Below are 17,023 nucleotides of genomic sequence, written 5' to 3'. Positions count from 1 at the left end.
GAATGACCTACACCCTCCAGGACCTGCTCCACCTCATGGCCCGCTTGCGCGACCCGCACTACGGCTGCCCTTGGGACCTGAAGCAGGACTATGCCAGCATCGTCCCACACACCCTCGAAGAAGCTTACGAGGTGGCGGACACCATCGAGCGCGGCGATTTCGAGGACTTGCAAGGCGAGCTGGGCGATCTGCTGTTCCAGGTGGTCTACTACAGCCAACTTGCCCGGGAGGAAGGCCGTTTCGCGTTCGACGGCGTGGTGGACGGCATCACCCGCAAGCTCATTCGTCGACACCCCCATGTCTTTCCGACCGGGGACCTGTATGCGCCGCTGGAGACGCCCAGCCTGAGCGATGAGCAGGTCAAGTCACGCTGGGAAGAAATCAAGGCGCAGGAGCGGGCGCAGAAAAGTCGTCCAGAACAGCTGTCATTGCTCGACGATGTCCCAACGGCATTGCCTGCCTTGTCCCGGGCGGCCAAACTGCAAAAGCGCGCGGCCACCGTCGGGTTCGACTGGCCCGAGGCCTTGCCGGTTGTGGACAAGGTGCGTGAGGAACTCGACGAAGTGTTGCAGGCCATGGCCGACGGGGACAACGATGCGCTGGAAGATGAAGTCGGTGACTTGCTGTTCGCGGTAGTCAACCTGGCGCGTCACTTGAAGCATGACCCCGAAAACGCCTTGCGCCGCGCCAATCGTAAGTTCGAGCGACGTTTTCGCTTTATCGAGCAGGCGTTGCGTGACAGCGGCACTGCCATTGAAGACTGTAACCTTGATGCGCTGGACACCCTTTGGGGTGAAGCCAAGCGTCAGGAAAAGAACCTGCCCAGCTGCGGCTGAGCTGTTGCATAAGTGAGTGAACATTCATGAGCCTTTCCCTTCGCGACCAATTGCTCAAAGCCGGGCTGGTCAACCAAAAACAGGTTTCTCAGGCCAACAAGGCTGAAAAGAAACAGAAGCGCCTGGAGCACAAAGGCCAGGTCGAGGTGGACGATACCCAGCAGCGGCTGGCCAAGGAAGCCATGGCCGAAAAGGCCAAGCGTGACCAGGCGCTCAACCGTGAACAGCAGGAAAAAGCCGAGAAGAAGGCACGCGCCGCGCAGATCAAGCAACTGATCGAAGCGACCCGCCTGCCCAAGCTCACGACCGAGGATTACTACAACTTCGTCGACGACAAGAAGGTCAAGCGTATCGCGGTCAATGCCCTGATGCGCAGCAAACTGAGCAATGGTGCGCTGGCGGTGGTGTCCTACGGGGGCGGCTATGAGGTCATTCCCCGCGAGGCGGCCGTCAAGATCCAGGAACGCGACCCGGGCCGGGTATTGCTGCTCAATACCCATGTCGAGGAAGCCGACGACGACGATCCGTATGCGGCGTACAAGATCCCTGACGATCTGATGTGGTAATGCTGCAAGGCCCTGTCTGAACGTCCACCGGGTGGTCAGGGCCGCATTGTGCGGCGATGGGCCGCAAGGCGGCCCCTGGCGCCATGACGGGTATTCACGTCACGGTTTCTAAAGATCGCTGTCACTGTGTGGTGCGCTGCTTTTCCAGGTCTTCCAGTTCGACACGGTACTGTTGCGCCTCGTGTTCGTTGTGGAACATCCCGACCAACTGGCCCTGCTGGTGCACATCCCAGATCCGCACGCCTGCGGCCAGGCCTTCGTGGGACATTTTCGATTCGTCGCGTTCGGTCACTTGAACTGTCATCGTTAAACTCCACTTTTTCTGGTTGGGTGCGACAGTCTGTCGCACGCCTTATTTATAGAGTTTGTTAGCAGCCTAAGTAAATAAAACGGCCATGAAACAAGTTTCATGTAGCCATGGCATGCCTAGGCCCGACTGCTTTATGCCCGGCCAAATAAAAGCCCCGCACGGGGCGTAACGTTGTTTACTTAAGATCGCTAGGGCTGCTTCACGGCCCATCGCGGCACAAGGCCGCTCCTACACTGACCGCGTGATGCCCGAGTTTGGGGGGGGCTCACAGTGCATTGTAGGAGCGGCCTTGTGCCGCGATGGGCCGCGGAGCGGCCCTAAGTGAACAGCGTTACCGCACGGTGCGGGGCTTGGTGTTGCGTTATGGCTCAACGCCGACAAGCTTGAGTGTCAGTTACCTTTAACCGGCTTGCCATCGACCGTGCCGTCCTGCAGGACGATCACGTATTCCTTGCCATCGGTTTCCACTTGGCGCAATTGCACGAGCAAGTAGTCCCAGTTCTTGGCAAACCACAGCTCGGTGATGCGCTTGCTCTGGCTTGGATCACGCACACGTTCGACCTTGACGGCATCCACCTGGCCGGTCTTGGTGGTGACTTTCTCAGTACCCAGTACGCGGAAGTCATAGGTGTCGATCTCGTCACCATCGACCACCTGGTAGGTCATGCTCTTCTTGCCAGCGGCGACATCGTGCTGCAGCGCCAGCTGATAGGACGACTTGTCGAGCACCCCACGGTTGAGCGGCAGGGTGATCGCATCGCCACGATCGCTGCCGGTCACTTTCTTGGCAGCCCAGTCGAAGTTCAGGTCGACCTTTTTGGCCTTGCCAAGACCGCCGCGCTCGAAGTGGTAACGCTGCGGCAGCAAGGTGTCGTTATCCAGGCGCAGCGAGCTTTGCTCGGTCAGGCTGGCGATCATCATCGACGCCTTGAAGTTAAGGTCCCAGGTACCATCGGCATTCTTGACCAGGTTACGTTCGGCGGTACCGCTCATGGGCAGTTGCTTCCAGTCGGCGGTGTAGCTGGCCGAGAACGGCTTCAGGTCTGCTGCCTGGAGGGGCAGGGCAAGCACGGCAAGAGCCAAGAGCAGGGCACGACGCATAGTATCTCCTAGGATCGAATCAAATGACCGCTGGCCGACAGGGGCTGGCCATCCAGTAATGCACCTTGTTCGCCAAGACGCAAGCGGCCGTTGGCGAACCAGTGAACAGCCATTGGGTAGATGACGTGTTCCTGTGCGTGAACCCGCTGAGCCAGGCTTTGGACCGTGTCATCGGGTGCCACCGGCACGACAGCCTGTACGACCAACGGGCCCCCATCGAGTTCCTCGGTGACAAAGTGAACACTGCACCCGTGCTCGACATCCCCTGCTTCCAGGGCGCGTCTATGGGTGTGCAACCCTTTGTAGCGAGGCAGCAGCGAAGGGTGGATGTTGAGCAGGCGACCTTGGTAGTGGCGCACGAAGTCGCCACTGAGGATACGCATGAAACCCGCCAGCACCACCAGGTCCGGAGCGAACCCATCGATACAGGCCACCAGGGCCGCATCGAAGGCTTCGCGGCCCTCGAAGCCGGTATGGTCAAGGACCGCGGTTTCGATACCGGCAGCGGCTGCACGCTGCAGCCCGTAGGCATCGGCGCGGTTGGAGATGACCGCGCCGATGCGCACGGCGCTGTCCGGGATGGCGCAGCTGTCGATCAGCGCTTGCAGGTTGCTGCCGGAACCCGACAGCAATACCACCACATTGCAGGGCTTGCTCGGCATCAGTGTGCCTTGAGGTTCTGCAGCTCGACCTGGGCAGCGCCCTCTGCGGCTTCGGTAATGTGGCCGATGACCCAAGGCTGTTCGCCAGCGTTGCGCAGTTCGTTCAGGGCGGTTTCGACCTGGTCCTGGCCTACGCAGATCACCATGCCCACGCCGCAGTTGAGCACGCGGTGCATTTCATGCTCGTCGACGTTGCCCTTTTCCTGCAGGAAATCGAAGACGGCTGGGCGCTTCCAGCTGGCCACGTCGATGACTGCCTGGGCATTGGCCGGCAGTACGCGCGGGATATTGTCCAGCAGGCCGCCACCGGTGATGTGGGCCATGGCTTTGACCGCGCCGGTGTTCTTGATCAGTTGCAGCAGCGGCTTGACGTAGATGCGCGTTGGCGCCATCAGCAGTTCGGTCAGCGGCTGGCCGTCGAGCTGGGTGCTTTCGACGTCTGTGCCCGAGACTTCGAGGATCTTGCGGATCAGCGAGTAACCGTTGGAGTGCGGGCCCGAGGATGGCAGGGCGATGAGCGCATCGCCGGTGGCCACGCGCGAGCCGTCGATGATCTCGGCCTTCTCCACCACGCCTACGCAGAAGCCTGCCAGGTCGTAGTCTTCACCTTCGTACATGCCCGGCATCTCGGCCGTTTCGCCGCCGACCAGCGAGCAGCCTGCCAGTTCGCAACCTGCGCCGATACCGGTGACCACGGTAGCCGCCACGTCCACGTTAAGCTTGCCGGTGGCGTAGTAGTCCAGGAAGAACAGCGGCTCGGCACCGCAGACCACCAGGTCGTTCACGCACATGGCGACCAGGTCCTGGCCGATGCTGTCGTGCTTGTTCAGGTTCAGCGCCAGGCGCAGCTTGGTGCCCACGCCGTCGGTGCCGGAGACCAGCACCGGCTGCTTGTAGCCAGCCGGGATCTCGCAAAGGGCGCCGAAGCCGCCCAGGCCACCCATGACTTCAGGGCGTGCGGTGCGTTTTGCCACGCCCTTGATGCGTTCGACCAGTGCTTCGCCGGCGTCGATGTCTACACCGGCGTCCTTGTAGCTCAGGGAGGGTTGCTTGCTCATTGATCCAGGCCTTTAGGAGGGAGGGATTCGTAAAAACGACCCTGACGGCAAGGGCCGGCAGCCATGCAGCGGCTAACCGTGACATCAGTGGTCTGTGAAGGCGCGCGATTTTATCAGGGTTGCCGGGCAGCGGCCATCCTCCGGCCGACGGGCAGGTGAATTTAGGGCTGTCGCCGGTGCAAGATCGCCAGAAGCCTGGCCTTGCCGGTGCTACCTTTAACCGTGCCGCTTGAGGTATGAGTGCTGAAGCTTGAAACTCGCCGTTCCAGAGCACAAGGACACAACGATGCGCTTGTTCACTACTTCGGTCATGGGATGTCTGTGGTTGATCGCAGGCGCGGCCCAGGCCGAGAACGTCCCCGGCCTTTATCAGGTCCGCGAGCCAGTGGCCGGGCAGGGCGCCGAGGCGCGTGCGGCGGCGACCAGCCAGGCCTTCGACACCCTGGTGCTGCGCCTGACCGGCGACCCCAAGGCCGTGCAGAGCCCGGCGCTGGCCGCATTGCGCAAGGATCCGCAACCGATCGTCAACCAGGTGGGCAGCGACGCTGGCCCACCCGAAACCGTCCGGGTCGAGTTCGACCCCGGCAGCACCGAACGTGCCCTGCGCAAGGCGGGCCTCAGTCTGTGGGGCAGCAATCGCCCGTCGATTCTGGGTTGGTGGCTCGTCGAGAGTGTTGACGGCACTAGCCTGGTAGGGGACGGCCAGCCTAGCGCTCAGCCGTTGCGGCGCGCGGCCCGCCACCGGGGCTTGCCGCTGCGTCTGCCGCTGGCCGATCTGCAGGAGCAACTGGTGGCCGACGCCAAGCATATCGAAGCCAAGGATCCCGGGCCGCTGCGTGAGGTCTCCCAGCGCTACGGCGCCGATGCCGTGTTGGCCGTGCACGCCCAGGAGGTCGACGGCACATGGCAAGGCAAATGGCAATTGTGGCTGGGCGATGGGCGCGAGCAGGGCAGTGCCGAAGGGGCGGACCCGGCAGCGCTGGCCGACGCCGTGATGCTTGCCGTGAGCACGCGGCTGGCACCGCGCTACGTAACGCGTCCCGGGGCCAGTGGTCAGGTCCAGATGCAGGTCCAGGGCATGAACCTGCCGCGCTACGCTGAGCTGGCCCGGGTGCTGGAGCCCTACGGCGCCCAGTTGAAGCGGGTCGACGGTGACGTGCTGACCTATTCGGTCACCGCCAGCCGCGAACAACTCCGGGCTCAGCTGGCATTGGCCAAGCTCAGGGAAGTCCCAGCCGAGCAGGCACCTGCGCCGCAGGTGACCCCTGGGCCTTTGGGTACGTCCCCAGACGGGACATCGGTGTCGCCTGCGGCCGCCACCGAACCGTTCGATGGCTTGCGCTTTAGTTGGTAAGAGGGTCGTTCATGACTGACACGCGTCGTTGGATCTGGCTGGGCGTGGCATTGATCGCCATCGCCCTGCTCTATAGCCTGCACAATATTCTTACGCCGTTTCTGGTCGGCATTCTGCTGGCGTACCTGGCCGACCCGCTGGTCGATCGCCTGGAGCGCCTGGGTTTGTCGCGGACCTGGGGCGTAGTGGTGGTGTTCGCGCTGTTCACGCTGCTGATGCTTGCACTGTTGCTCGTGCTCATCCCCATGTTGGCCAAGCAGTTGGTGCGCCTGTACGCGCTGGCGCCGCAGATGCTTGACTGGCTCGAACATGTCGCCTTGCCATGGGTGCAGGGGCGTCTGGGCCTTGCCGACGGGTTCTGGAAATTCGACAAGATCAAGGCGGCCATCGGCGCGCACATGGGGCAAACCACCGATATCGTGAGCATGCTCTTGTCCCAGGCAACGGCCTCCAGCCTGGCGCTGATGGCCTGGGTGGCCAACATGGTGCTGATCCCCGTGGTCGGGTTCTACCTGTTGCGTGACTGGGACTTGATGATGGCCAAGTTGCGCAGCTTGTTGCCGCGCCAGAGCGAGCCACAAATCGTTGGGCTGGCCAGCGAGTGCCATGAGGTGCTCGGGGCGTTCGTGCGTGGGCAACTGCTGGTGATGGTCGCGTTGGGCATCATCTATTCGGCAGGCTTGATGCTGGTGGGGCTTGAACTGGGGTTGTTGATCGGCATGCTGGCAGGCCTGGCGGCCATCGTCCCGTACATGGGCTTCATCATTGGCATCGGTGCGGCGCTGGTGGCAGGGCTGTTCCAGTTCGGTGGCGATCTGTATCCCATGCTCGGCATCGTCGCGGTCTTCATGGTCGGTCAGGCACTGGAGGGCATGGTGCTGACACCTCTGTTGGTAGGCGACCGGATCGGTTTGCACCCTGTGGCGGTGATCTTCGCCATCCTGGCCGGCGGAGAGCTGTTCGGTTTCACAGGCGTGCTGCTCGCGCTTCCGGTGGCGGCGGTCATCATGGTGCTGCTGCGCCACGTTCACGGCTTGTACAAGGAGTCGGACATGTATGCAGGGGATGCGCCGGCCCCCGTCCACCTCGATCCTCCTGCACCCGACCAGCCGTGACAGGGCGGCAGGTGAGCCTCGGTTGCTGCGGCAATAGTGCAACCCATTGATTTTGCTTGGACTCTGCAGCGGCGTCATTGTGCACCCCGCTTGGCAGGTATAGACTTTGCCGATTGTCCACAAAAGGCCCCCAGCGGTCCTGTCGACCGCCCGCGAGCATGAAACCACCGATCCAGTTGCCCCTGGGTGTGCGCCTGCGCGACGACGCCACCTTCATCAACTACTATCCGGGCGCCAATGCCGCTGCGTTGGGGTATGTCGAGCGGCTTTGCGAAGCCGACGCCGGCTGGACCGAGAGCCTCATCTATCTGTGGGGCAAACAAGGCGTGGGCCGCACGCACCTGCTGCAAGCGGCCACCCATCGCTTCCAGCAGCGGGGCGAGCCTGCCGTCTACCTGCCGTTGGCGCAGCTGCTCGAGCGCGGTACCGGTCTTCTGGACTACCTGGCCCAGTACGAGCTGGTGTGCATCGATGACCTGCATGTCATTGCCGGCAAGCCGGACTGGGAGGAGGCCATGTTCCACCTGTTCAACCGCCTGCGCGACAGCGGCCGTCGACTGCTACTGGCAGCCTCCGCTTCCCCGCGGGAATTGCCGGTCAAGCTGCCTGACCTGAAATCCCGTCTCACCCTTGCCCTGGTGTTCCAGATGCGCGGCCTGTCTGACGAAGACAAGCTACGTGCCTTGCAATTGCGGGCATCCAGGCGCGGCCTGCACCTGACCGACGAAGTGGGTCACTTCATCCTCACCCGGGGCGCGCGCAGCATGAGTGCGCTGTTCGATCTGCTGGAACGGCTCGATCAGGCTTCCCTGCAAGCCCAGCGCAAACTCACCATTCCTTTCCTGAAGGAAACCCTCGGCTGGTAAGCCCCTGGAAACACGGGGCCAGAGCCATCCCACGGAAAAGTCACATCTTTTTCGATAAAATTTGCAAATGGAACTTATAGTGGGCATAGTTCCACCCCACTAAAGGATTACAGACACGGTTGTGCCCATGCTCAAGCGCTTCGCACCCCTCGTGCCACTCGCACTCGTGACCCTGCTTTTTGGCTGTGCGGCCCAAGGCCCGGTATCCCAGCCCCAGGATCACACCCCGGTCGCCGTACAGCCGGCGATCAAGGCCAAGGCCTCGTCTTCGCCAGTGTTTGGCGAACCCCAGGAAGTGGCTACCGACGATGAACTGGAGGTCTTCTCCAGCAGCAAGCCCTATCAGTTGCCAGTGCTTGCCGACAGCATTCTGGAGCGCGGCATGTCGTTGATCGGCACCCGCTATCGCTTTGGCGGTACCTCGGAACAGTCCGGCTTCGATTGCAGCGGCTTCATCGGCTACCTGTTCCGCGAGGAGGCAGGCATGACCTTGCCGCGTTCTACTCGCGAGATGATCAACGTCGATGCGCCGAAGGTCGCGCGCAACAAACTCAAGCCAGGCGACCTGCTGTTCTTCAGTACCAACGGCCGTGGCCGTGTCAGCCATGCCGGGATCTACCTGGGCGACAACCAGTTCATCCACTCCAGCAGCCGTCGTAGCGGCGGTGTGCGCATCGATAGCCTCGGTGACCGTTACTGGAGCAAGACCTTCCTTGAGGCCAAACGTGCCTTGGCCATGGCGCCGACCCATATCGCGCGCAACTAATGGCAATCTGATGTGTCCTAACCACGGCGTCGCTGCTTTGCAAAAAAGCTCGACGCCGTGCGTATTTACAGAAAGCGTCTAATCTAATTTCTCAACTCTATCCCGCTGCGGCCCAGCGTTCCCATACAGGATGTTTTGGCCATGACAACGATGGCGCGCTTCGCTTTCATTTCCCTGGCAGCCTTACTGGCGGCCTGCTCGAGCCAACCCCAGGCACCTGCCCCTACAAGGGTCGTGCAGCCTCAGGTTACCTATAGCCAACCCAGCTTCTCGCCCACTGCCGATGACGTACTGATTCGCGCCATTGGTTTGGTTGGCACGCCCTACCGCTGGGGCGGCAATACGCCCGATTCGGGTTTCGACTGCAGTGGTCTGATCAAGTACGTCTACCGCGATGCCGCCGGCATCAGCCTGCCGCGCTCCACGCGGGAGATGATCGGCATGCGTGCGCCTACTGTGGATGTGAAGTCCTTGCAGTCCGGTGACCTGGTGTTCTTCGCGACCAGTGGCGGTTCGCAGGTGAGCCATGCTGGCATTTATGTAGGGGACGGGCGCTTCGTGCATGCGCCCCGCACCGGCGGTACGGTGCGGTTGGACTATCTGTCAAACAGCTACTGGGCCAAGGCCTACCTGCAGGCCAAGCGGGTCATCCCACAAGGGCACCTGGCACAGAACCCCTGAGCCCGATCACCGAGCTTTGCTGACGCGCCAGATGGTATTGCCCACATCGTCAGCTACCAGCACGGCCCCGTGGCCATCCAGGGCAACCCCCACGGGGCGGCCCATGGCTTGGCCGCTTTCATTCAGGAACCCATCGAGCACGTCCATGGGCTTGCCCGACGGCTTTCCCGAGGCGTCGAAGGGTACGAATATCACCTTGTAGCCGCTGTGGGGCTTGCGGTTCCAGGACCCATGCTGGCCAATCAATGCACCTGCCCCAAAACGCGCCGGCAACACACACGGCCCGGCGAAGGCCAACCCCAGTGAAGCGGTATGCGGCCCCACGGCGTAGTCGGGTACCTGTGCCTGGGCGACCTTGGCAGGGTCCTGGGGCTGCACGCGCTCATCCACGTGCTGGCCATAGTAGCTATAGGGCCAACCATAGAATCCACCTGCTTGTACCGAAGTGATGTAATCCGGTACCAGGTCGCTGCCGATTTCGTCACGTTCGTTGACTGCGGTCCAGAGCGCGCCACTGTGAGGCTCCCAGGCAAGCCCGTTGGGGTTGCGCAGGCCGGTGGCGAACAGGCGGTGCTTGCCGGTGCTGGGGTCGATCTCCCAGATCGCGGCGCGCCCCTGCTCCTGATCGAGGCCGTTTTCACCCACGTTGCTGTTCGAGCCCACGGTGACATAGAGGCGCCGTCCATCGGGGCTTGCGATGACATTCTTGGTCCAGTGGTGATTCAACGGGCCGGCTGGCAGTGAGGTGACCACCTCTGCCGGACCGGTTACCTGGCGTGCACCGGGCTGGTAGTGGAAACGCAGCAGTTTATCCGTATCGGCCACGTAAAAATCGGTGCCTACCAGCGCCATGCCAAAGGGTGAGTTCAGCCCTTCGGCAAAGGTATGGCGGATTTCCGCAACGCCGTCCTGGTCCGCGTCGCGCAACAGGGTAATGCGATCAGGGCTGGGCACGGCGGCCCCCGCGCGTGCCATGACCCGCTTCATGGCCCATCCGCGAATACCCTTGGCGTCTTCGGGTTTGGCAGGTGCGTTGGTTTCTGCCACCAGCACATCGCCATTGGGCAGTACGTAGAGCCAGCGCGGATGGTCGAGGTCACCGGCAAAGCGCGAGACCTGCAACCCGGGTGCAGCTTGAGGCATGCGCTCGGCAGGCCAGCCGACGGCTGGCGCGATGTTCACCGTCGGTAGCAGGGTCTTGGCAGGTGAGGGCAGCTGCGGTGCGGGGCCGCTGCCGTCGGCCACCGTATAACGCGCCCTTTCGCCGCAGCCACTCAAGCCCAGGCTTACAAGAAGTGCAACAGGCAGTGCCACGCGGTTCATGGTCGGCGTCCTCGGCAGGTTCTATTGATTCAGAGGGTAGGGAATGCCGCGGGTTCATTCGCACAGGCGGCAGGGGCTGCATCGGCGGCTCGGCGATCGCTGCTGTGCCGCCAGGCGAGCCGCGTCGATTGACGCTCCGGGTGCAACCCTCTAACCTTCGCGCGTGTTTCAGGTGCCCCGCCAGCCACGCCTGGCCAGGGTGAAACTGGGAAGTCGGTGAGCGCCCGCAGGGTGCGATTCCGGCGCTGCCCCCGCAACGGTAGGTGAGAGACGGCCGCGCAGGGCCACTGGGTACGATACCTGGGAAGGCGCGCAGGTCAGGGCCAGTGGCCCGCTCACGAGCCCGGAGACCGGCCTGATACTGCCAACGGCATCACGGAGGGTGATGCGCGGTGCACTCTGGCTTTGGCCAATGCCCCTGCGCGCGCTCCGTTTGCCTGCCCATTCCCTGACACGGCGCTCGATCGTGGTGTCAGCCAGCGGAGAACTTCCCATGAGCGACGCCACCGAGCGCGACGAACGCCATCTGGCACGGATGCAGCGCAAGAAAGCGGTCATTGACGAGCGCATTGCCAACTCCCCTAACGAATGCGGCCTGCTGCTGGTGCTCACCGGCAATGGCAAGGGCAAGAGCAGCTCGGCCTTCGGCATGCTGGCCCGGGCCCTGGGCCACGGCATGCAGTGCGGCGTGGTGCAGTTCATCAAGGGCCGCAACAGCACCGGCGAAGAGCTGTTCTTCAGGCGCTTTCCCGAACAGGTGCGCTACCATGTGATGGGCGAGGGCTTCACGTGGGAGACGCAGGACCGCCAGCGTGACATTGCGGCGGCAGAAGCGGCGTGGGCCGTCTCCCGGCAACTGCTGCAGGATCCTGCGGTGCAGTTCGTGGTGCTCGACGAGCTCAACATCGCGCTCAAGCACGGCTACCTTGATCTGGACCAGGTGCTGTCGGACATCCAGGCCCGCCCTCCCATGCAGCACGTCATCGTCACCGGTCGCGCGGCCAAGCCTGAAATGGTCGAGCTGGCCGACACCGTGACCGAAATGGGCATGCTCAAGCACGCGTTCCAGGCCGGTATCCGTGCCCAGAAGGGCGTCGAGCTGTGAGCCAGGCCCGCCATTGCCCCGCCGTTCTGATTGCCGCACCGGCCTCTGGTCAAGGCAAGACCACGGTCACTGCCGCGCTGGCGCGCCTGCACCGCAATCTGGGCCGCAAGGTGCGGGTGTTCAAATGCGGGCCTGACTTTCTTGACCCCATGATTCTCGAACGTGCCAGCGGTGCACCCGTTCGCCAGCTCGACCTGTGGATGATCGGTGTCGAGGAAAGCCGCCGGCTGCTCTGGGAGGCGGCAGGTGAAGCCGACCTGATCCTCATCGAAGGGGTGATGGGGCTGTTCGATGGCACCCCTTCGAGCGCCGACCTGGCGCGTCACTTCGGTGTGCCGGTGCTGGCGGTGATCGATGGTACGGCCATGGCCCAGACCTTTGGCGCGCTGGCCCTGGGCCTGGCGCGTTATCAGCCGGACCTGCCGTTTGCCGGGGTGTTGGCCAACCGGGTGGGCAGCCTGCGTCATGCGCAACTGCTCGAAGGCAGCCTGACGGAGGGCCTGCGTTGGTATGGCGGCTTGTCCCGCGAGCGCGGCATCGAACTGCCCAGCCGTCACCTGGGGTTGGTGCAGGCCAGCGAGTTGAACGACCTGGACGCACGTCTGGACGCTGCTGCCCAGGCATTGGGCGCCAGCTGCGATGCCGCGTTGCCACCGGCCGTCACCTTCGAGCCGGCCGATCCGCTACCCGCCCAGGCTACCTTGGCGGGGGTGCGTATCGGTGTTGCCCGCGACGAAGCTTTTGCCTTCCTCTATGGCGCCAATCTGGACCTGTTGCGCCGTCTAGGCGCACAGGTGCAGTTCTTCTCCCCACTGCATGATGCGCAGCTCCCCGAAGTGGACAGCCTGTACCTGCCCGGCGGTTACCCCGAGTTGCACCATCATGCCCTGGCGCGCAATACCTCAATGTGCCAGGCCATCCGCGCCCATCACGCCCAGGGCAAGCCACTGCTCGCCGAATGCGGCGGCATGCTGTATCTGCTCGACGCGCTGACCGACGTGGCCGGGGACAGGGTCGAGTTGCTCGGGTTGCTGCCGGGTGAAGCGACCATGCAAAAGCGCCTGGCGGCCCTGGCCCTGCAAGCGGTCGAGCTGCCCGAGGGCATACTGCGCGGCCATACCTACCACCACTCCCTGACCAGCACTGCGCTCGAGCCGCTGGCACGTGGGTTGAGCCCCAACGGCGGGCCCGGCAACGAAGCCGTCTATCGCCTGGGCCGCTTGACCGCGTCCTACGTGCACTTCTACTTCCCCTCCAACCCGGAGGCGGCCGCAGCGCTGCTTTGCCCATGAGCGAGCATGCCTTCAGCGACCAGGAGCGTGCCGCGGTCTATCGCGCCATCGGCGAGCGGCGCGACATGCGCCATTTCGTTCAAGGCGAGGTGGCGCCGCAGGTCATGACACGGTTACTCAGCGCAGCCCACCAGGCACCGAGCGTGGGCTTGATGCAGCCATGGCGGTTCATCCGCATCACCGAGCGGGCCTTGCGTGGGCGCATCCAGGCACTGGTGGAGGCCGAGCGGGCGTTGACTGCACAGGCGCTGGGCGAGCGCTCGGACGAATTCATGAAGCTCAAGGTAGAGGGCATCAACGATTGTGCCGAACTGTGGGTCGCCGCCTTGATGGACAACCGTGAGCCCCACATTTTCGGGCGCCGAACGCTGCCTGAGATGGACCTGGCCTCGCTCGCCTGCGCCATCCAGAACCTCTGGCTGGCCGCCCGTGCCGAAGGGCTGGGCATGGGCTGGGTATCGCTGTTCGATCCCAAGGCGCTGGCAGCGTTGCTTGGCATGCCCAGCGGCGCCAAACCCGTGGCCGTGCTGTGCCTGGGGCCGGTGGCGGCATTCTACCCTGCACCCATGCTGGTCCTGCAGAACTGGGCCGAGGAACGGCCGTTGCACCAGATGCTGTTTGAAAACCGTTGGGGAGAAGGTGCATGAGCGTGGCGTTGCTGACCGTGGCCGGTGTGGCCCTGGATGCATTGTTCGGCGAGCCGCGACGGCGCCATCCGCTGGTTGCGTTCGGCAACATGGCCAGCAGCCTTGAGCGGCGCTTCAATGCCGGCGGGCGTGGTTGGCGCAGTCATGGCGTGAGCGCCTGGTTCCTGGCCGTGGTGCCCCTGACCTTGCTGGCCCTCATGTTCTCCTGGCTGCCTGTGATCGGCTGGCTGGTCGATGTGCTGGCGTTGTACTGCGCCCTGGGGCTGCGCAGCCTGGGCGAACATGTGCTGCCGGTGACCACGGCCCTGCGCCAGGGGGATCTGGAAGAAGCACGGCGGCGGGTGGGGTATCTGGTCAGCCGTGAAACCCGTGAGCTGGACGAGACGGCGGTGGCGCGGGCAGCCACTGAGTCGGTGCTGGAAAACGGCAGCGATGCCGTGTTCGCCGCCTTGTTCTGGTTTGCTGTGGCCGGGGCGCCAGGGGTGGTGCTTTATCGGCTGAGCAACACCCTCGATGCCATGTGGGGCTATCGCAACGAGCGCTTCGAGCGCTTCGGCTGGTGCGCGGCGCGCATCGATGACCTACTCAACTACGTGCCGGCGCGCCTGGTCGCGCTCACCTATGCGGTGCTGGGCAAAACCCGTCTGGCGCTGGCCTGCTGGCGGCGCCAGGGGCCACTGTGGGACAGCCCCAACGCCGGCCCGGTCATGGCGGCCGGGGCAGGGGCCCTGGGTGTTGAATTGGGCGGGCCGGCGGTGTACCACGGCCAGCTGCACGACCGCCCGCGCCTGGGCGACGGCCCACCGGCCAGCCCCGATGCCATCGAGGGCGGTTGGACGCTGGTGCAGCGTGGGGTATGGCTGTGGCTGTTGGTGTTCTGTCTGGGAGCTTATCTGAATGCTTGAACATGGAGGCCGGCTGCTGCGCGCGGTTCGGCAGTACGGCATCGCCCGCGAGCAGTGGCTGGACCTGTCCAGCGGCATTGCGCCCTGGTCCTTCCCGATACCGCCGATCCCCCTCGAAGCCTGGGCACGGCTACCGGAAACAGACGATGGCCTCGAACAGGCGGCGTGTAGCTACTACGGCGCCACGCGACTGCTACCCGTAGCGGGCTCACAGGCTGCCATCCAGGCCCTGCCGCTGTTGCGCAGCCCGAGCCGGGTCGGGGTGCTGACGCCCTGTTATGCCGAGCATCCCTATGCCTGGCAGCGCGTTGGACACGCGTTGCTCGAGCTCGATGAGCATCAGGTCGACGAGGCGCTCGACGACCTCGACGTTCTGGTCTTGGTCAACCCGAACAACCCCACCGGCCGTGTCGTGCCTGCGCCCACGCTGCTGGGATGGCATCAGCGCCTGGCAGCGCGCGGTGGTTGGCTGGTGGTCGATGAAGCCTTCATGGACAACAGCCCCGGAAACAGCGTGATGGAAAGTGCCGAGCGCCCAGGTTTGATCGTGCTGCGCTCGTTCGGCAAGTTCTTCGGCCTGGCCGGTGTGCGCCTGGGCTTCGTGGCCGCAGAGCACAGCTTGCTGCTGCGCCTGGCCGAGCTGCTCGGCCCGTGGACCATCAATGGTCCCAGCCGGGTGCTGGCCCAGGCCAGCCTGACCGACCAGGCCATGCAGCAGCTGCAGCGCCAGCGCTGTGCAGACGCCAGCGAACGCTTGGCGGCTTTGCTCACCCATGCCGGGCTGGCGCCCGCCGGCGGCTGTGACCTGTTCCAGTACGTGCGGTGCGAGCATGCCGCGCGATTGCACGATCACCTTGCCCGACACGGGGTGCTGGTGCGCCTGTTCGAGCGCCCGGCGGCCTTGCGTTTCGGCTTACCGCCAAGCCAAGCAGACGAACGACGATTGGCCCAGGCCCTGAGTGCCTACCCCAAGGACCTTACATGACGACCCTGATGGTGCAAGGCACCACCTCCGATGCCGGCAAGAGCACCCTGGTGACTGCCCTGTGCCGCTGGCTGCTGCGCCAGGGCATCGGCGTGGTGCCATTCAAGCCGCAGAACATGGCACTCAACAGCGCCGTGACCGCCGACGGTGGCGAGATTGGCCGGGCCCAGGCGGTGCAGGCCCAGGCCTGTCGCCTGGCGCCGCATACCGACATGAACCCGGTGCTGCTCAAACCCAACAGCGACACAGGCGCCCAGGTGATCATCCATGGCCGTGCGGTGACCAGCATGAACGCGGTTGCCTACCACGATTACAAGGCCATCGCCATGCAGGCCGTGCTGGTCTCGCACCAGCGCCTGAGCCAGGGCTGGCCAGTGGTCATGGTGGAGGGCGCAGGGTCGCCGGCGGAGATCAACCTGCGGGCCGGCGACATTGCCAACATGGGGTTTGCCGAAGCCGTGGACTGCCCGGTGATCCTGGTCGCCGACATCAACCGCGGGGGCGTGTTCGCCCACTTGGTCGGTACCCTCGAACTGCTGTCGCCCAGCGAGCAGGCGCGGGTCAAAGGGTTTGTCATCAACCGTTTCAGGGGCGACATCGCTTTGTTGCAACCTGGGCTCGACTGGCTGGAGCAGCGCACCGGCAAACCCGTGCTAGGCGTGCTGCCGTACGTCACCGACCTGCACCTTGAAGCCGAGGACGGCATCGACCGGCGCCAGAGCGAAAAGCAGCAGCGCGTGCTCAAGGTGATCGTGCCGGTGCTGCCACGCATCAGCAACCACACTGACTTCGACCCGCTGCGCCTGCACCCGCAGGTCGACCTGCAGTTCATTGGCCCTGGTCAGCCGGTGCCGCCAGCGGACCTGATCATCCTGCCGGGTTCCAAGAGCGTACGTGGCGACCTTGCTCAATTGCGCGCGCGTGGCTGGGACAGGGCCATCGAACGCCATCTGCGTTATGGCGGCAAGGTGATCGGTATCTGCGGCGGCCTGCAGATGCTTGGGCGCGAGGTGCACGATCCGCTGGGCCTGGAGGGCGCTGCAGGCTCCAGTCCCGGCCTCGGTCTGCTGGACTACACCACGGTGCTGGAAGCCGACAAGCAGTTGCGCAATGTCTCCGGGACCTTGCACCTGGACGCATCGCCCGTGACCGGCTACGAGATCCATGCCGGTGTCACCACTGGACCTGCGCTGGCGCACCCGGCGATACGCCTGGCCGACGGTCGCTGCGAGGGTGCCATCAGCACGGACGGCCAGGTGTTGGCCACTTACCTGCACGGGTTGTTCGAAGGCAGCGCCTCCTGCGCGGCCCTGCTGCGCTGGGCTGGGCTTGAAGACGTGCAACTGATCGACTACGAGGCGTTGCGCGAGCGCGACATCGAACGCCTGGCTGACCTGGTGGACAAGCACCTGGACACCCAGCGCCTGCGCCAATTGTGTGGAGTACCCTGA

General features: G+C 64.1%; 18 protein-coding genes and 1 riboswitch. Of the genes, 13 read left to right on the top strand and 5 right to left on the bottom strand.

Annotation, left to right across the window (positions count from 1 at the left end; genetic code table 11):
• Nucleotides 1–2: 2 nt before the first annotated feature.
• Entirely contained in the window at nt 3–836 is an 834-nt protein-coding gene (gene mazG, locus CWR53_RS16785; RefSeq protein ID WP_058605346.1) for a nucleoside triphosphate pyrophosphohydrolase, read from the top strand.
• Between the two features lie 26 nt (nt 837–862).
• Nucleotides 863–1,402 carry a DUF2058 domain-containing protein gene (locus CWR53_RS16780; protein WP_058605347.1) on the top strand — a complete coding sequence of 180 codons (540 nt, stop codon included), beginning with the start codon at nt 863–865 and terminating at the stop codon, nt 1,400–1,402.
• Nucleotides 1,403–1,523: 121 nt separating this feature from the next.
• Here CWR53_RS16780 and CWR53_RS16775 read toward each other — a convergent pair whose 3' ends face one another.
• The 4 genes from CWR53_RS16775 to purM form a co-directional block, all read right to left on the bottom strand.
• Entirely contained in the window at nt 1,524–1,706 is a 183-nt protein-coding gene (locus CWR53_RS16775; RefSeq protein WP_023534042.1) for a hypothetical protein, read from the bottom strand.
• A 396-nt stretch (nt 1,707–2,102) separates the two neighbouring features.
• The gene (locus CWR53_RS16770; RefSeq protein ID WP_100852089.1) at nt 2,103–2,813 is read right to left on the bottom strand and encodes a DUF3108 domain-containing protein; all 711 of its coding nucleotides are present in this window, start codon (nt 2,811–2,813) and stop codon (nt 2,103–2,105) included.
• An 8-nt stretch (nt 2,814–2,821) separates the two neighbouring features.
• The gene (gene purN, locus CWR53_RS16765) at nt 2,822–3,475 is read right to left on the bottom strand and encodes a phosphoribosylglycinamide formyltransferase (protein WP_058605349.1); all 654 of its coding nucleotides are present in this window, start codon (nt 3,473–3,475) and stop codon (nt 2,822–2,824) included.
• A complete protein-coding gene (gene purM / locus CWR53_RS16760; RefSeq protein ID WP_058605350.1) occupies nt 3,475–4,533 on the bottom strand; it encodes a phosphoribosylformylglycinamidine cyclo-ligase in 1,059 nt (352 codons plus the stop codon). Before purM ends, purN begins: the two co-directional genes overlap by 1 nt.
• Before the next feature lie 286 nt (nt 4,534–4,819).
• On the opposite strand from purM, the gene CWR53_RS16755 reads away from it, so the two are divergent.
• From CWR53_RS16755 to CWR53_RS16735, 5 genes are all read left to right on the top strand, one after another.
• Entirely contained in the window at nt 4,820–5,887 is a 1,068-nt protein-coding gene (locus tag CWR53_RS16755; protein WP_100852088.1) for a DUF2066 domain-containing protein, read from the top strand.
• 11 nt (nt 5,888–5,898) lie between these two features.
• The gene (locus tag CWR53_RS16750) at nt 5,899–7,002 is read left to right on the top strand and encodes an AI-2E family transporter (RefSeq protein WP_100852087.1); all 1,104 of its coding nucleotides are present in this window, start codon (nt 5,899–5,901) and stop codon (nt 7,000–7,002) included.
• A 158-nt stretch (nt 7,003–7,160) separates the two neighbouring features.
• Nucleotides 7,161–7,868, top strand: a complete 708-nt coding sequence (hda, locus tag CWR53_RS16745; protein WP_027913921.1) for a DnaA regulatory inactivator Hda — start codon at nt 7,161–7,163, stop codon at nt 7,866–7,868.
• Nucleotides 7,869–7,995: 127 nt separating this feature from the next.
• Nucleotides 7,996–8,634, top strand: coding sequence for a C40 family peptidase (locus tag CWR53_RS16740; RefSeq protein ID WP_028686867.1), 639 nt, complete (start codon nt 7,996–7,998; stop codon nt 8,632–8,634).
• Nucleotides 8,635–8,775: 141 nt separating this feature from the next.
• Nucleotides 8,776–9,315, top strand: coding sequence for a C40 family peptidase (locus CWR53_RS16735; protein WP_058605353.1), 540 nt, complete (start codon nt 8,776–8,778; stop codon nt 9,313–9,315).
• Nucleotides 9,316–9,321: 6 nt separating this feature from the next.
• Here the strand turns inward: CWR53_RS16735 and CWR53_RS16730 are convergent, their stop codons facing one another.
• Nucleotides 9,322–10,638 (bottom strand): sorbosone dehydrogenase family protein, encoded by a 1,317-nt coding sequence (locus tag CWR53_RS16730; protein WP_100852086.1) that lies wholly within the window; start codon nt 10,636–10,638, stop codon nt 9,322–9,324.
• A 153-nt stretch (nt 10,639–10,791) separates the two neighbouring features.
• Nucleotides 10,792–11,012, top strand: a riboswitch (cobalamin riboswitch).
• Between the two features lie 119 nt (nt 11,013–11,131).
• On the opposite strand from CWR53_RS16730, the gene cobO reads away from it, so the two are divergent.
• The 6 genes from cobO to CWR53_RS16700 are packed head-to-tail and all read left to right on the top strand — an operon-like array spanning nt 11,132 to nt 17,023.
• Nucleotides 11,132–11,743, top strand: coding sequence for a cob(I)yrinic acid a,c-diamide adenosyltransferase (gene cobO / locus CWR53_RS16725; protein ID WP_027913925.1), 612 nt, complete (start codon nt 11,132–11,134; stop codon nt 11,741–11,743).
• Nucleotides 11,740–13,035: a cobyrinate a,c-diamide synthase gene (locus CWR53_RS16720; protein WP_100852085.1), complete on the top strand. Its 1,296-nt coding sequence runs from the start codon at nt 11,740–11,742 to the stop codon at nt 13,033–13,035. Before cobO ends, CWR53_RS16720 begins: the two co-directional genes overlap by 4 nt.
• Nucleotides 13,026–13,682: a 5,6-dimethylbenzimidazole synthase gene (gene bluB / locus CWR53_RS16715; RefSeq protein WP_181405438.1), complete on the top strand. Its 657-nt coding sequence runs from the start codon at nt 13,026–13,028 to the stop codon at nt 13,680–13,682. Before CWR53_RS16720 ends, bluB begins: the two co-directional genes overlap by 10 nt.
• The gene (cbiB, locus tag CWR53_RS16710; protein ID WP_100852083.1) at nt 13,679–14,587 is read left to right on the top strand and encodes an adenosylcobinamide-phosphate synthase CbiB; all 909 of its coding nucleotides are present in this window, start codon (nt 13,679–13,681) and stop codon (nt 14,585–14,587) included. Before bluB ends, cbiB begins: the two co-directional genes overlap by 4 nt.
• On the top strand, nt 14,580–15,572 hold the full coding sequence (cobD, locus tag CWR53_RS16705; protein ID WP_100852082.1) for a threonine-phosphate decarboxylase CobD: 993 nt from the start codon (nt 14,580–14,582) through the stop codon (nt 15,570–15,572). The genes cbiB and cobD overlap by 8 nt, the downstream gene beginning before the upstream one ends.
• Nucleotides 15,569–17,023 (top strand): cobyric acid synthase, encoded by a 1,455-nt coding sequence (locus tag CWR53_RS16700; RefSeq protein ID WP_100852081.1) that lies wholly within the window; start codon nt 15,569–15,571, stop codon nt 17,021–17,023. The genes cobD and CWR53_RS16700 overlap by 4 nt, the downstream gene beginning before the upstream one ends.

The organism is Pseudomonas sp. SGAir0191 (assembly GCF_002812565.2).
GTDB classification, from domain to species: Bacteria; Pseudomonadota; Gammaproteobacteria; order Pseudomonadales; family Pseudomonadaceae; genus Aquipseudomonas; species Aquipseudomonas parafulva_B.
This window is presented reverse-complemented; position numbering and strand designations above follow the sequence as displayed.

Excerpts from the sequence above, each read along its gene's own strand:
- purN (WP_058605349.1), bottom strand. The coding sequence starts at position 3,475 with ATGCCGAGCAAGCCCTGCAATGTGGTGGTATTGCTGTCGGGTTCCGGC.
- CWR53_RS16735 (WP_058605353.1), top strand. The coding sequence starts at position 8,776 with ATGACAACGATGGCGCGCTTCGCTTTCATTTCCCTGGCAGCCTTACTG.
- CWR53_RS16770 (WP_100852089.1), bottom strand. The coding sequence starts at position 2,813 with ATGCGTCGTGCCCTGCTCTTGGCTCTTGCCGTGCTTGCCCTGCCCCTC.
- CWR53_RS16775 (WP_023534042.1), bottom strand. The coding sequence starts at position 1,706 with ATGACAGTTCAAGTGACCGAACGCGACGAATCGAAAATGTCCCACGAA.
- CWR53_RS16740 (WP_028686867.1), top strand. The coding sequence starts at position 7,996 with ATGCTCAAGCGCTTCGCACCCCTCGTGCCACTCGCACTCGTGACCCTG.
- CWR53_RS16780 (WP_058605347.1), top strand. The coding sequence starts at position 863 with ATGAGCCTTTCCCTTCGCGACCAATTGCTCAAAGCCGGGCTGGTCAAC.
- mazG (WP_058605346.1), top strand. The coding sequence starts at position 3 with ATGACCTACACCCTCCAGGACCTGCTCCACCTCATGGCCCGCTTGCGC.
- hda (WP_027913921.1), top strand. The coding sequence starts at position 7,161 with ATGAAACCACCGATCCAGTTGCCCCTGGGTGTGCGCCTGCGCGACGAC.
- purM (WP_058605350.1), bottom strand. The coding sequence starts at position 4,533 with ATGAGCAAGCAACCCTCCCTGAGCTACAAGGACGCCGGTGTAGACATC.
- cobD (WP_100852082.1), top strand. The coding sequence starts at position 14,580 with ATGCTTGAACATGGAGGCCGGCTGCTGCGCGCGGTTCGGCAGTACGGC.
- CWR53_RS16755 (WP_100852088.1), top strand. The coding sequence starts at position 4,820 with ATGCGCTTGTTCACTACTTCGGTCATGGGATGTCTGTGGTTGATCGCA.
- cbiB (WP_100852083.1), top strand. The coding sequence starts at position 13,679 with ATGAGCGTGGCGTTGCTGACCGTGGCCGGTGTGGCCCTGGATGCATTG.
- CWR53_RS16730 (WP_100852086.1), bottom strand. The coding sequence starts at position 10,638 with ATGAACCGCGTGGCACTGCCTGTTGCACTTCTTGTAAGCCTGGGCTTG.
- CWR53_RS16750 (WP_100852087.1), top strand. The coding sequence starts at position 5,899 with ATGACTGACACGCGTCGTTGGATCTGGCTGGGCGTGGCATTGATCGCC.
- CWR53_RS16700 (WP_100852081.1), top strand. The coding sequence starts at position 15,569 with ATGACGACCCTGATGGTGCAAGGCACCACCTCCGATGCCGGCAAGAGC.
- cobO (WP_027913925.1), top strand. The coding sequence starts at position 11,132 with ATGAGCGACGCCACCGAGCGCGACGAACGCCATCTGGCACGGATGCAG.